The 14,662-nt window shown below is 74.5% G+C and carries 3 protein-coding genes and 1 pseudogene; all 4 read left to right on the top strand.

Annotated elements, in window-relative coordinates:
* Positions 1–8 precede the first annotated feature (8 nt).
* The 4 genes and pseudogenes from RNC47_RS15755 to RNC47_RS15740 all read left to right on the top strand — a co-directional run bounded on the left by RNC47_RS15755 (position 9) and on the right by RNC47_RS15740 (position 14,503).
* Positions 9–1,010: an NAD-dependent epimerase/dehydratase family protein gene (locus RNC47_RS15755; protein WP_311599284.1), complete on the top strand. Its 1,002-nt coding sequence runs from the start codon at positions 9–11 to the stop codon at positions 1,008–1,010.
* 54 nt (positions 1,011–1,064) lie between these two features.
* Complete coding sequence (locus RNC47_RS15750; protein ID WP_311599282.1) at positions 1,065–2,327, top strand: activator-dependent family glycosyltransferase; 1,263 nt, start codon at positions 1,065–1,067, stop codon at positions 2,325–2,327.
* Positions 2,324–13,690: pseudogene (locus RNC47_RS15745) on the top strand (type I polyketide synthase); the annotation flags it as partial. The gene RNC47_RS15750 and the pseudogene RNC47_RS15745, both read left to right, overlap by 4 nt.
* Positions 13,691–13,786: 96 nt before the next feature.
* Positions 13,787–14,503, top strand: coding sequence for a class I SAM-dependent DNA methyltransferase (locus RNC47_RS15740; RefSeq protein WP_311599279.1), 717 nt, complete (start codon positions 13,787–13,789; stop codon positions 14,501–14,503).
* Positions 14,504–14,662 lie beyond the last annotated feature (159 nt).

The following is a 14,662-nucleotide window of genomic DNA, read 5'->3' as shown; positions in this document are numbered from 1 at the left end:
GGAAGAAGATGCCTACTGGACGCTGGGCCGGGAAGACCGTGGTCGTCACCGGGGGCAGCGGATTCATCGGCTCCCACTTCGTCGAGCAACTGCTGGAGCGCGGGGCGAGGGTTCTCTGCCTGTACCGCAGGGACAACCGGCGGGTGCTGCCGCAACTCCCCGACACCGACCGGCTGACGACCCTCCGGATGGACCTGCGGGACGAGGCCGCCATGCGCCGGGTCTTCGCCGAGGCCCCCGGCGGCGTCGACGCGGTCTTCCACTGCGCCGTCGTCTCCGGCACGGTCGAGGCCCGGCGCGACCAGGCGGCACGCATCCTCGACGACAACATGCGCGCCGTCTCCAACATCCTGGACTGCGCCCGGCGGCACGACACCCCGGAGACCGTCCTCCTGGGGTCGAGCGACATCTACGCGGCCTCGGCCCGCACCGACCCGATCCCCGAGGACGACGACTTCCGGCGGCGGATGCACTACGCGCCCGACGGCTACTACCTGTCCAAGTGCTACGCCGAGATCCTGGCGGAGGCCTACCGGCACCAGCACGGCATGCGCATCTTCGTCCCCCGCCTCACCAGCGTCTACGGGGCGCGGGACAACTTCGAGCCGGACACGGACCGGGTGGTGCCCAGCATGTTCGCCAAGGTGCTGGCCGGGCAGTCCATCGAGATCTGGGGCGACGGCAGCCAGACCCGCACCTACATGTACGTGTCCGACCTGGTCAGGGGCATCCTGCGGATGGTCGAGGCCGACAAGCACCAGACGTTCAACATCGGCACCACCGAGACCGTCTCGGTGCTGCGGCTGGCCCAGCTGGTGTCCGCGGCCCTCGGCGAGCCCGAGCGCATCACCTTCGATCCCGGGCGGTCCGGCGGCCGGCCGAGCCGGACGCTCGACGTCAGCCGGCTCAACAGCGTCATCGACTTCCAGCCCCGGTCGTTGCGGGAGGGGCTGGAGGAGACCGTCAGGTGGTACCGCCGCCACCGTGGCCCCGCCGCCACGGCGCGCTGACCGGCGCCCGTCCACCCCCGTCCCCCGTCCTCGCCCGTCCTGCTGGAGAGGGTTATGCGCGTCCTCATCACCACACCCGCCGTCAACTCGCACCTCAACAACCTGGTGCCGATCGCCTGGGCCCTGCGCACCGCGGGGCACGAGGTCTGCGTGGCGAGCCAGCCCAACCTCACCGAGGCGATCAAGAGCACCGGGCTGACCGCGGTGGCCGTGGGCGACAGCCTGGCCCCGCCCCGCGGCACGGCCGGCACCTCGGGCACCCCCTTCGGCCTGGGGTACGACATCGCCGAGACCGACCCCGAGACCCTCTCCCTGGAGTACGTGCGCGGCACGCTCACCGCGTACACCCAGGCCGCCTGCGAGTACCTGGCCGACCGGGCGACGCTCGACGACCTGGTGGAGTTCGCCCGCGCCTGGCGACCCGACCTCGTGCTGTGGGACGCGCACCACTACGCGGGACCGGTACTGGCCCGCGCCATCGACGCCGCGCACGCCCGGATCCTGCCCGCCCCCGACCACTGGGGCCGCATGTGGCAGCTCTACCGCGACCTGGCGAACAAGGAGGCCGCCGACCCGGCCCAGGACCCCATGGCCGGCTACCTGGGTGCCCGACTGCGGCCGTTCGGCGGGGAGTTCGCCGAGGACATGGTGTTCGGGCAGGCGACGATCGACCCGCTGCCCGAGTGGCTCCACGTCCCCCTCCCCACCGACCACCGGCCGATGCGGCACGTGCCCTACAACGGGCCCGCCGTCGTACCCGGCTGGCTGCGCAAGGAACCGAAGCGGCCCCGGGTCTGCCTCACCCTGGGACAGACCCGCCGCAGCCTCGGCGTCCAGGGCACCGCCGGGGGCGAGGAGATCTCCGTGGCCGAGGTGCTCGAAGGTCTCGCGGACCTCGACGCCGAGGTGGTCGCCACCCTGCGGACCGACCAGATCCCGCCGGGTACCAGGATCCCCGACAACCTGCGCCTCTTCGACTTCGTACCCCTCAACGAACTGCTGCCCAGCTGCTCGGCCGTCGTCCACTACGGCGGCATGGGAACGGTCGGGGCGGCCGTCGTCCACGGGGTACCCCAGCTGGGCATCCCCGGCAACATCTGGGGCGAGACCGGCGTGATGCGTGAACTCCAGAGCCGGGGCGCCGGCCTGGTCGGCGACCCGCCCACCCTCGTCCAGCAGCTCCGCCAGCTGCTGGAGACCCCCTCCTTCGCCGAGGCGGCGGCCCGGCTGCGGCAGGAAGCACTCGCCAAACCAAGCCCCCGTGAACTCGTCCCCGGGCTCGAAGAGCTGGTCATACGCCACAGGGAGGCGCGATGAACATGCCGGAAACCAAGCTCGTCGACGCCCTCCGCGCGTCCCTCAAGGAGACCGAGCGGCTGCGGGAACAGAACCGGCTGCTCAGCGAGGCCCCCCAGGAACCCATCGCCATCATCGGCATGGCCTGCCGGTTTCCCGGCGGCGCGACCACGCCCGACGCGTTCTGGCGACTGGTCGCCGGCGGGGTCGACGCGGTGGGCGAGTTCCCCACCGACCGCGGCTGGGACCTGGACCGGCTCTACGACCCCAGCGGCGCGAGACCAGGGAGCAGCTACGTCCGGGAGGGCGGCTTCCTGCACCAGGCCGCCGAGTTCGACGCCGACCTGTTCGGCATCAGCCCCCGCGAGGCCCTGCTCATGGACCCGCAGCAGCGGCTGCTCCTGGAGACCTCCTGGGAGGCGTTCGAACGCGGGGGGATCTCCCCCCGATCGGTCAAGGGCAGCGCCACCGGCGTCTTCGCCGGCGTGATGTACCACAACTACCCGGGCAGCTACGGCTCGTCGGGAGTGGTGTCGGGCCGGGTGGCCTACACCTTCGGCCTCGAAGGGCCGGCGGTCACCGTCGACACCGCCTGCTCGTCCTCCCTGGTCACCCTCCACCTGGCCGTCCAGTCGCTGCGCCGCGGCGAGTGCGGTCTCGCGCTGGCCGGCGGAGTGTCGGTCATGGCCACCCCCAGGACCTTCGTCGAGTTCAGCGCCGAGGGCACCCTGTCGAGCGACGGCCGCTGCCGTGCCTTCGCGAAGTCGGCGGACGGCACCGGCTGGGCCGAGGGCGCGGGCATGCTGCTCCTGGAGCGACTGTCGGACGCGCGCCGCAACGGACACCGGGTGCTGGCCGTGGTGCGGGGCTCGGCGATCAACCAGGACGGCGCCTCCAACGGGATGACCGCACCCAACGGACCCGCCCAACAGCGGGTGATCAGGGCCGCCTTGGCCGACGCCCGGATCAGCCCGGACCAGGTCGACGCCGTGGAGGCGCACGGCACCGCCACCTCCCTCGGCGACCCGATCGAGGCGCAGGCGCTGTTGGCCACCTACGGTCAGGGCCGGCCCGATGGCCGGCCGCTGTGGCTGGGCTCCGTGAAGTCCAACCTCGGCCACACGCAGGCGGCGGCGGGTGTGGCGGGCGTGATCAAGATGGTGATGGCGATGCGGCACGGGGTGTTGCCGCGCACGCTGCACGTGGACGAGCCGACGCCCGAGGTGGAGTGGTCGGCGGGCGCGGTGGAGTTGCTGACCGAGCAGCGGGTGTGGGACGACCCGGGCCGCCCGCGCCGGGCCGGGGTCTCCGCCTTCGGAATGAGCGGCACCAACGCGCACGTGATCCTGGAGGAGGCGCCCGGGGCCGAGGCGCCGAGCACCGAGACGCCGCCGCCCGGCGGGGTGGTGGCGCCACTGGTGTTGTCGGGACACACGCCGGCGGCGCTGGACGCCTTGGCCGGGCGCGTGGTGGCGTGTCTCGACGAGCGTCCCGAGCTGAACCCCGTGGACGTGAGCTGGTCGTTGGCTTCGGGGCGGCCTCACCTACGGCACCGCGCGGCGGTGACGGCCGGGGACCGCGCCGAACTCGTCCGCGCCCTACGGGCCTTGGCGGCGGGGGAGACGGCCCCCGGGCTGGTCCGTGGGACCGCGCGGCCGGACGCTAGGACGGCGTTCGTGTTCTCGGGTCAGGGGTCGCAGCGGGTGGGGATGGGGCGTGGGCTGTATGAGGCGTTCCCGGTGTTCGCCGAGGCGTTCGACGAGGTGTGCGCGGGCTTCGGTGGGTCGTTGCGTGAGGTGGTCTTCGGTTCCGACTCGGAGGCGCTGGATCGTACGGAGTTCGCGCAGCCGGGGTTGTTCGCGGTGCAGGTGGCGTTGTTCCGGCTCCTTGAGTCGTGGGGTGTGAGCCCTGATGTGGTGGTGGGTCACTCCATTGGGGAGTTGGCGGCGGCGTATGTGGCCGGGGTGTGGTCGCTGGAGGACGCCTGTGCTCTGGTGGCGGCACGTGGTCGGTTGATGCAGGCCCTCCCAGACGGTGGGGCGATGCTCGCGGTGGCGGCCCCCGAAGCGGAGATCCTGCCGCTGCTCGGCGATGGGCTGGACCTGGCGGCCGTCAACGGCCCCTCGTCGGTGGTCGTCTCCGGCGACGCCGAGGCGGTGGCGGTCCTCGAACAAGAGCTTCGGGACCAGGACCGCAGGGTCGCTCGGCTCCGCGTCTCGCACGCCTTCCACTCGGCGCTCATGGAGCCGATGTTGGCGGAGTTCCGGGCGGTGGCCGAGGGGCTGACGTACCGGGAGCCGCACTGCGAGTTCGTTTCGACCGTGACCGGTGGGGCTAGGGACTGGTGTGATCCGGGGTACTGGGTGTCGCAGGTGCGGCGGCCGGTGCGGTTCGCCGACGCCGTCCGGACGGTGGAGGCTCAGGGCGTGGGCCGGTTCGTGGAGATCGGTCCGGACGCCACCTGCACCGCCATGGCTCAGGAGTGCCTGAGCGGCACCGATGGTGTCGTGTTGACGCCGACCCTGCGCCGGGATCGGGAGGAGCCCCGCGTCCTGGCCGAGGCGATCGCTCAACTCCACGTCCACGGCACGGAACCGGACTGGGAGGCGCTGTTCGCCGGCACCGGGGCCCGCAGGACCGACCTGCCCACCTACCCCTTCCAGCACCAGCACTACTGGATGAACGCCGCCGCCACGGACGGCGATCCGGCCTCGCTCGGACTGGAGTCCGTCGACCACCCGCTGCTCGGCGCCGCGCTCGTGCTCGCCGACTCCGACGGCCTCGTGCTCTCCGGCCGGCTCTCCGTCAGCGCCCACGCCTGGCTCGCCGACCACACGGTGCGCGGCGCGGTGCTCTTCCCCGGCACCGGATTCGTCGAGCTCGCCCTGCACGCCGGCGACCAGGTCGGCTGCGGGCGGCTCCAGGAACTGACCGTCCACACGCCGCTGCACCTGCCCGACCAGGGCGGCCTCCGGATCCAGGTGACCGTCAGCGCCCCGGACGACACCGGCGCGCGCACGGTCCAGGTGTACTCCGCGCCCGACGCGGAAGGCGGCGCGTCCGCCTGGACCCGGCACGCCTCGGGCCGCGTCGAGCCGGCCGGCGCCACGGCGCCGCCCGAGCAGCGTGCCTGGCCCCCCGCCGACGCGCGGGCGATCGACGTCGACGGCGTCTACGAGGAACTCGCGGACCACGGGCTGGCGTACGGCCCGGTCTTCCGCGGCCTGCGCGCGGCCTGGCGGCACGGGGACGACGTCCACGCCGAGGTCCGGCTGCCGGAGGCGCGGGGCAGCGGGGCACACGGTTTCGCACTGCACCCCGCCGTGCTCGACGCGACGCTGCACGCCATCGGCCTGACCGACACGGTCGGCGAGGGCACCTGGCTGCCCTACGCCTGGTCCGGGGTGGAGCTGTTCGCCTCGGGAGCGACCGCACTGCGGGTCCGGGTGTCGCCGATCGGCCCCGGCGAGGTGACGCTCGACCTCGCCGACCAGGAGGGTGGCCCGGTGGCCCGGATCGCCTCCCTGGTGCTGCGGCGCGCCTCAGCCGAGTCCCTGCGGCCGACGACCGCCGGTCTCGGCGACGCGCTGCTGCGCCTCGGCTGGGTGCGGGCGACCGCCTCCGCGACGCCGGCCACGGAACCGCCCGCCGAACTCGACCCGGACTTCGCCTACGACGCGGGCGTGCCAGGCACCGTGCTGCTGCGCTGCCCGCGCGGCGCGGCCGGCGCCGAGGACGACCCCGCCGCCGCGACCTCCGCCGCGGTGGGCCTCGTCCTGGAGAGGCTGACCAGGTGGCTCACCGACGACCGCTGCGCCCGGGCCCGGCTGGTGGTGGTGACCAGCGGCGCCGTCGCGGTCACGCCGGACGAGGACGTCGACCCGACGCAGGCCGCGGTGCGTGGCCTGGTGCGCTCCGCGCAGTCGGAGCACCCCGACCGGCTCCTGCTCGTCGACACCGACGAGCCGGGCGACCCGCGTACCCTGCTCGCCGCGCTGGCTACCGGCGAGCCGGAGACGGCGGTCCGCGCCGGCGAGACATGGCTGCCGCGGCTGGTGAAGGCGACGCCCGGCGCGCCCGCGGGAACCGACGCGGTGGCGTGGCCGACCGACGGCACCGTCCTCGTCACGGGCGGCACCGGTGCGCTCGGCGGTCAACTCGCCCGCCACCTGGTGGCCGTCCACGGCGTACGGCACCTGCTGCTGGCCAGCCGCCGCGGCCCGGAGGCCGCCGGGGCCGAGGCGTTGCGCGCCGAACTGACCGAGGCGGGAGCCACGGTGACCGTCGCGGCCTGCGACGTCGCCGACCGCGCCGCCCTGGCCGCCCTGCTGGCCGAGATCCCCGCCGCCCGGCCGCTGCGCGCCGTGGTGCACACGGCGGGCGTGCTGGACGACGGGGTGCTGCTCTCCCTCACCCCGGAGCGCCTGGCCCGGGTACTTCGCCCCAAGGTCGACGCGGCCTGGAACCTGCACGAGCTCACCCGCGACCAGCCGCTGGCCGCGTTCGTGCTCTTCTCCTCGGCCGCGGGCGTGCTCGGCGCCCCTGGCCAGGCCAACTACGCGGCCGCCAACGCCTGGCTCGACGCGCTGGCCGGCCACCGGCGGCACCTCGGCCTGCCGGGCCAGTCCCTCGCCTGGGGCCAGTGGGATCAGGCCGGCGGGATGGCGGGCGCCGCGACCAGGACCGATGCCGGCGCCCCCACGGCGCCGCACCGGCCACGGCACGGCATGCTCGCGCTCACCACCCGGGAGGGCTTCGAGCTGTTGGACCTGGCGCGCTCCTCGGAGGAGCCCGTGCTGGTGCCCATGCGGCTCGACCTGACCGAACTGCGCGCCGCGCCCGGCGGGCCCCCCGAACTACTGCGCGTCCTGGTGCCGGCCCCCGCCCGCCGGGCCGCCGGCGGCGACACCGGCTCGCTGGCGCGGCGCCTCGCCGGACTCCCGGCCACCGAGCGCTCCGACACCCTGCGGGAGCTGGTGCGCACCGAGGTGGCCGCCGTCCTCGGACACCGCTCCCCGGAGTCCGTCGACGCCGACCGGGTGTTCCAGGACCTCGGCTTCGACTCCCTCACCGCCGTCGAACTGCGCAACAGGCTGAGCACCGTCACCGAGATCCAGCTGCCGACCACCCTGGTCTTCGACCACCCCACCGTCACGGCGCTCGCCGCCCACCTGGACCAGCTGCTCGACGGCGCGCTCGAAGACGCCCGGGACGAGGACCCGCGGGAGCCGGCAGCCGACGACGAGCCCATCGCCATCGTCGGCATGGCCTGCCGCTACCCGGGCGGCGTGGCCTCCCCCGAGGACCTGTGGCGCCTGGTGTCCACCGGGGCAGACGGGATCTCCGACTTCCCCACCGACCGGGGCTGGGACCTGGAGCACTGGCAGATCCCCGCCGAACAGGCCAGGGCCCCGCAGGGCGGCTTCGTCCACGACGCCACCGACTTCGACGCCGACTTCTTCGGGATCAGCCCCAACGAGGCGCTGATGATGGACCCGCAGCAGCGGCTGCTGCTCGAGGCGTCCTGGGAGGCGCTGGAGCGGGCCGACATCAACCCCGCGGAGCTGCGCGGCAGTTCCACCGGCGTGTTCGCCGGCGTGATGCAGTCCGACTACGACCCGGGCATGTTCGACACCGCCGAACACACCGGCGGGTTCCGCAACTCGGGCCTGTCGCGGGGCGTCGTCTCGGGCCGGGTGGCCTACACGATGGGGCTCGAAGGGCCCGCCGTGTCCCTCGACACCGCCTGCTCCTCCTCCCTGGTGGCCCTCCACTGGGCCATCCAGGCGCTGCGCCGCGGCGACTGCCGGCTGGCGCTGGCCGGCGGCGTCACCGTGATCGTCTCCCCGAGCCCGTTCGCCGACTTCGCCAGCAGCGCGATCGCCGCCGACGGCCGGTGCAAGCCGTTCTCCGCCGACGCCGACGGCGTCGGCTGGGCCGAGGGCGTCGGCGTGCTCGTCGTCGAGCGGTTGTCCGACGCGCGCCGCAACGGCCACCAGGTGCTGGCGCTGGTGCGCGGCACCGCCGTCAACCAGGACGGCACCTCCAACGGGCTGACGGCGCCCAGCGGCCCCGCCCAGGAGAAGGTGATCCGACGGGCCCTCGCCACGGCCGGGCTGCGGCCGTCCGACGTGGACGCCGTGGAGGCGCACGGCACGGGGACGCGGCTCGGCGACCCGATCGAGGCCCAGGCCGTCCTGGCCACCTACGGCCAGGACCGGCCGGCGGACCGCCCGCTGTGGCTGGGCTCCGTCAAGTCCAACATCGGGCACGCGCAGGCCGCTTCGGGCGTGGCGGGCGTCATCAAGATGGTGATGGCGATGCGGCACGGCGTCCTGCCGCGCACCCTGCACGTGGCCGAGCCGACGCCCGTGGTCGACTGGTCGGCGGGCGCCGTGGAGTTGTTGACCGAACCACGGGCGTGGCCCGACACCGGCCGCCCCCGCCGGGCCGGCGTCTCCTCGTTCGGCTACAGCGGAACCAACGTGCACGCCATCCTGGAGGAGCCCCCGGCCGACGCGTCCCCCGACGAGACCGGGGAGCCGGACGCGACCGAGGACACCGGGCCGCTGCTCCCGTGGCTGATCTCCGCCCGCAGCCCGCAGGCGTTGCCGGCCCAGGCGAAGCGGCTCCTCGACCACCTGACGGCCAACCCCTCGGTCGGGCTCCAGGACATCGGCTACTCGCTGGCCGTCTCCAGGCCCGCGGCCCGGCACCGGGCGGTCGTGGTCGGCGCGGACCGGGAGGAACTGCTCGGCGGCCTCACCGCCCTCGCCAACTCCACCGCGTCGCCCGCCGTGACCAGCGGCGCCGTCCGCGGCGGCCGCACCGCCTTCCTCTTCCCAGGACAGGGCACCCAGCGCCCCGGCATGGGCCGCGAACTGTACGACGCCTTCCCCGTCTTCGCCGAGGCCGTGGACGAGATCTGCGCCCGCTTCGACCGGCACCTCGACCGGCCGCTGCGCGAGGTCATGTTCGCCGCGGAGGGCACCGTCCAGGCCCAGCTCCTCGACCAGACGACCTTCACGCACGCCGCGCTGTTCACCATGGAAGTCGCCCTGTTCCGGCTGCTCGAATCCTGGGGGCTGCGCCCGGACTACGTCCTGGGCCACTCCGCGGGCGAGATCGCCGCCGCCCACGTGGCGGGCGTGCTGTCGCTGCGGGACGCCGTGAAGCTCGCCGCGCACCGCGGCCGGCTGATGGCGGAACTGCCCCCGGGCGGCGCCATGGTGGCCGTCGAGGCGAGCGAGGACGAGGTGCGGCCGATGATCGGCGAGGACACGGACATCGCCGCCATCAACGGCCCCCGGTCGGTGGTCGTCTCGGGCGACGCGGAACCGGTCCTCGACCTCGCCCGCCACTGGCGCGAACAGGGGCGCAGAACCAAACGCCTCGCCATCCGGGTCGCCGGCCACTCACCCCGCATCGACGCCATGCTGGACGACCTGTACGACGTCGCCGACGCCCTCTCCTACGACGCCCCCACCATCCCGCTGGTGTCGACCGTCACCGGCCGGCTCGCCACCGCGGACGAGCTGTCCGACCCCGAGTACTGGCCGGACAACGCGCGGCACTCCGTCCGCTTCCTCGACGGGGTTCGCGCCCTGGAGGCCGAGGGGGTCACCAGACTCGTCGAACTCGGCCCCGACGGGGTGCTGGCGGGACTGGCCCAGCGCTGCCTGACGGGCGCCGAGGAGGACACCCTGACGGTCCCCCTGCTGCGCAGGGACCGGCCCGAGGCCGTCTCGGCGCTGCTGGCGACCGGACAGCTCGCCGCCGACGGCCTCGACCCGGACTGGGCCCGGCTGTTCGCCACGCGCGGCGCCCGCCGCGTGCCCCTGCCGCCGTACGCCTTCCACCGCCGCCGCTACTGGGCGGACATGGACGCCCTGTGGGCCAGCGGCGACGTCTCGTCGGCCGGACTCGACTCGGCCAACCACCCGCTCGCCGGCGCGGCCCTCGCCCTGGCGGACTCCGACGGCGCGGTGCTGACCGGGCGGCTGTCCGTGAGCGCCCAGCCATGGCTCGCCGACCACGCCGTCGACGGCACGGTCCTGCTGCCCGGCGCCGCCTTCCTCGAACTCGTCCTGCGCGCCGGCGACGAGGTCGGCTGCGGGCGCGTCGCCGACCTGACGCTGGAGACCCCGATGCCGCTGCCCGAGCGGGGCGCGCTGCAGGTCCAGGTCGCCGTCGGGCCGCCGGACGGCTCGGGGGCGCGCCCGGTCACGGTGCACTCCCGGCCGGAGGGCACCGACCCGGGCACCGCCTGGACGCGGCACGCCGGCGGACTCCTGACCGCCGCCTCCGGCACCGAACCGAAGGGCGAGGCCGTCTGGCCACCCGTCGGAGCCGAACCCCTCGACACCACCTCGCTGTACGCGGACCTGGCCGCCAGGGGCCTCCACTACGGCCCGGCGTTCCGGGCCCTGCGCGCCGCCTGGCGGCAGGGCGACGACGTCCTCGCCGAGGTGGCGCTCGAACAGCCGACGGCCGGCCAGGCCCAGCGGTTCGGCCTGCACCCGGCGGCCCTCGACGCCGCCCTGCACGCCATCGGGCTGTGCGGCGGCGACGACATCGCGTCCGGCCTGCCGTTCGCCTGGTCGGACGTGGAGCTGCACGCCACCGGCGCCTCCCGGCTCCGGGTCCGGGTCACCCCGATCGGCGGCGGCGCGGTGTCGCTGCGGCTGACCGATCCCGGTGAGCGGCCCGTCGCCTCGGTGGGCTCCCTGGTACTGCGGGAGGTGGACCCGGACCGGCTCGCCGCCGCCCGATCCCGGCCCGAGGAGCACCTGTTCGGCTGGGAGTGGACCCGTCTCCCCGACGCAGGACAGCCGGCCGGCCCGGCGCGCTGGGCCGTACTCGGGGCCCGGGCCGCGGAGTTCGCGGCCGACCTCCACCGCGCCGGCGTCACGGCGAGCGCGGCGGCCGACGTGGCGGAACTGGCCGCCGACCCCGACGGCACGAGCCCCGAGGTCGTGCTGCTCGACTGCCGGCACGGCGACCCGGGCCCCGACGACCCGGCGGAGGCGGTGCGCGCGGCCACCCGGCGCGCGCTCGGCACCCTCCAGGCGTGGCTGGGCGACGAGTCCTTCGCCACCACCCGGCTCCTCGTCCTCACCAGCGGGGCGACGGCCCCGGACGGCGAGGACGTCACCGACCTCCCCGGCGCCGCGGTGTGGGGCCTGGTCCGGTCCGCGCAGGCGGAACACCCCGACCGGTTCGTCCTGGTCGACACGGACGGGCACCCCGCGTCCCACCGCGCCCTCCGCGGCGTGGCGGCCGGCGACGAACCCCAGGCCGTGGTCCGGCGGGGCGTCGTCCACGGCGCCCGGCTCGTCAGGGCCGACCGCGCCCCCACGGACGCCGACCCGCGGGGCAGCGGCTTCGGACCCGACGGCACCACCCTCCTCACCGGCGCCACGGGCGCGCTCGGCCGCCGCGTCGCCCGACACCTCGTCACCGAACACGGGGTACGCCGGCTGCTGCTGCTCAGCCGCGGCGACGGGACGGAACTCGCCGAGGAACTACGCGAACTGGGAGCCGACGCGAGCCCGGTCGCCTGCGACGTCACCGACCGCGTCCAACTCGCCGCCGCGCTGGACGCGATACCCGCGGAGCACCCGCTGACCGCCGTCGTGCACGCCGCCGGGGTCCTCGACGACGCGACCATCACCTCGCTCACCCCCGAGCAACTCGACACCGTCCTGCGGACGAAGGCCGACGCGGCACTCGCCCTGCACGACCTCACCCGGGACCTGGACCTCTCGGCGTTCGTCCTGTTCTCCTCGGCCGCCGGACTCTTCGGCGCGCCGGGACAGGCCAACTACGCCGCCGCGAACACCGTCCTCGACGCGCTCGCGGCACACCGGCGGGCCCAGGGGCTGCCCGCCCAGTCACTCGCCTGGGGCTTGTGGGCGGACACCGGCACGGCCACGGGCGCCATGACCGACGGCGACCGGGCACGCATGGCGCGCGGCGGAATGCTGCCGCTGTCGGAGGAGGAAGGACTGGCCCTGTTCGACGCCGCGACCCGACGCACCCGACACCTCCAGGTCCCGCTCAGGATCGACCTGCGCGCGGATGCCGCCGAGGGGCCGGTGCCCAGCGTCCTCGCCGGACTCGTGAAGCCCACCCGGCGCACCGCCACCGGCACCGCCCAGCCGGACGAGGACGTCATGCGCCGACGCCTCGCCGGCCTGACCGGGAGCCAGCGGGAGAAGGCCCTCCTCGACCTGGTGCGTGACACGTCGGCGGCGCTGCTCGGACACACCGACGCGGGGGCCGTCGACGTCCACCAGCACTTCCTCGACTCGGGATTCGACTCGCTGACCGCCGTCGAACTCCGCAACAGCCTCAACGCCTCCCTGGGGCTGCGGCTGCCCGCCACCGTGGTGTTCGACAACGAGACACCGATCGACCTGGCCCGACACCTGAACAAGGAGTGGGGCGCGGTCACGGACCCGAACGCGGGAGAGCCGGGCCCCGACGACGGGACGCCGGGCACGGGCCCCGCCGAGCACCAGTCGTCCGACCCTCTCAGGGCGCTCTTCCACGAGGCCGTGACCGGCGGCAAGCTCCAGGCCGGCCTGGAACTCCTGCGGGCCGTTGCCGGCCTCCGGCCGACCTTCGGAACCCCCGCCGAACTGCCCGCCCCGCCCCGGATCGTGCGGCTCGCCGAAGGACCGCCCCGGCCCAGGCTGTTCTGCGTCAACACCCCCGTCGCCATCGGCGGCGCCTACCAACACGCCCGAATGGCAGCCCACTTCCGCGGCCAACGGGAGGTCGCGGCGGTGCCCCTGCCCGGCTTCCTCCCCGGCGAGTGGCTGCCACGCTCGGCGGACGCGGTCATCGACCTCCTGGCCGAAACCCTGCGCGAGGCGGCCGCGGGAGAACCCTTCGCCCTCCTCGGCTACTCGTCGGCGGGCATCCTCGCCCACTCCGTCGCCGCCCGCCTGGAGGACACCGGCGCCAAGCCGACCGCGGTCGTCCTCCTCGACACCTACGAGGTCCACGGCTCGGAGAACACCGAGGGCGGCGGGGACCGCACCGACGGCGTCATGGACGAGCTGACCATCGGCATGCTGGAACGCGAGTCCGAGTACGGCCTGTTCGACCGCGACCGGCTCACGGCGATGGCCCGCTACGTCGACCTGCTGCCCGACTTCCCGCTGCCCGACCTCGCGGCACCCGTCATGCTGCTCCGCCCGGAGGAGCGCTTCACCACGCGCACCGACGGCCAGGACGACGGCGCCGAGGACTGGCAGACCACGTGGAGCAGGGCCGACGAGTACCGCACCGTCAAGGGCGACCACTACTCGATGGTCGAGGACCACGCGGAGGACACGGCACGAACCATCGGCACCTGGCTCGACTCGCTCACCTGAGACACCGAGCGGGGGCGGGGGCGCGGCCGGACCACACCAGGCCGCGCCCCCGCCCTGCCACCGACGAACGCCCGACGCGACCGATGTGAGGGACGAATGTACGAAGCCGAGGACGCCGAGATCTACGACCTCGTCCACCAGGGCCGAGGCAAGGACTACGCCGCGGAGGCCGAGCACCTGCGCGAGGTGATCCGCTCCCGCAAGCCGGACGCCAGCTCGCTGCTCGACGTCGCCTGCGGCACCGGCCTCCACCTCGCCCACCTGTCCCGGGAGTTCGACGAGGTCGAAGGGCTCGACCGGTCGATGGACATGCTCACCCGGGCCCAGCGGCGGCTCCCCGACGTCCGACTCAACCTCGGGGACATGCGCTCCTTCGACCTCGGCCGCACCTTCGACGCGGTCACCTGCCTGTTCGCCTCCGTGGGACACCTGTCGACGGTGGCCGAACTCGCCGACGCGCTACGGTGCTTCGCCCGGCACGCCGCCGAGCGGCGCGGCGTGGTCGTGATCGACCCCTGGTGGTTCCCCGAGACCTTCACCCCCCACCACGTGGCGGGCGACGTCGTCACGGCCGACCACCGCACCGTGGCCCGGGTCTCGCACTCCAGCGTGGAGGGCAGGGCCAGCCGCATGGACGTGCACTACCTCATCGCCGACCCCAAGAACGGCGTCCGGCACCTCACCGAGAGCACTCTCATCACCCTGTTCACCCGGGACGAGTACGAGGACGCCTTCGACCGGGCCGGCCTGACGCCCACCTACCTCCAGGGCGGACTCTCCGGCCGCGGACTCTTCGTCGGCGTGCGACGTTAGCCACCCAACCCCTAGGGCCCGCGCCGGAAAGAGCGATGTCAGGGGGCGGAAACGCGGGGAACTAGGGGTCTTGCGCCGGCGGGCCGCGCGCTATCGTCCGACCGGGTTCCCCCGGATACCCGATTCCGCATTCCGCGCGCCCGCTCCTGGAATCCCGTT

The sequence above is a fragment of the Streptomyces millisiae genome (assembly GCF_031845425.1).
Lineage (GTDB): Bacteria > Actinomycetota > Actinomycetes > Streptomycetales > Streptomycetaceae > Streptomyces > Streptomyces millisiae.
Note: the sequence above shows the minus strand (reverse complement) of the source record. Positions and strands in the feature narration are given on the sequence as shown.

What these genes read in the sequence shown, in the direction of transcription:
- RNC47_RS15755 (WP_311599284.1), top strand. Translation starts at nt 9, where the DNA reads ATGCCTACTGGACGCTGGGCCGGGAAGACCGTGGTCGTCACCGGGGGC.
- RNC47_RS15750 (WP_311599282.1), top strand. Translation starts at nt 1,065, where the DNA reads ATGCGCGTCCTCATCACCACACCCGCCGTCAACTCGCACCTCAACAAC.
- RNC47_RS15740 (WP_311599279.1), top strand. Translation starts at nt 13,787, where the DNA reads ATGTACGAAGCCGAGGACGCCGAGATCTACGACCTCGTCCACCAGGGC.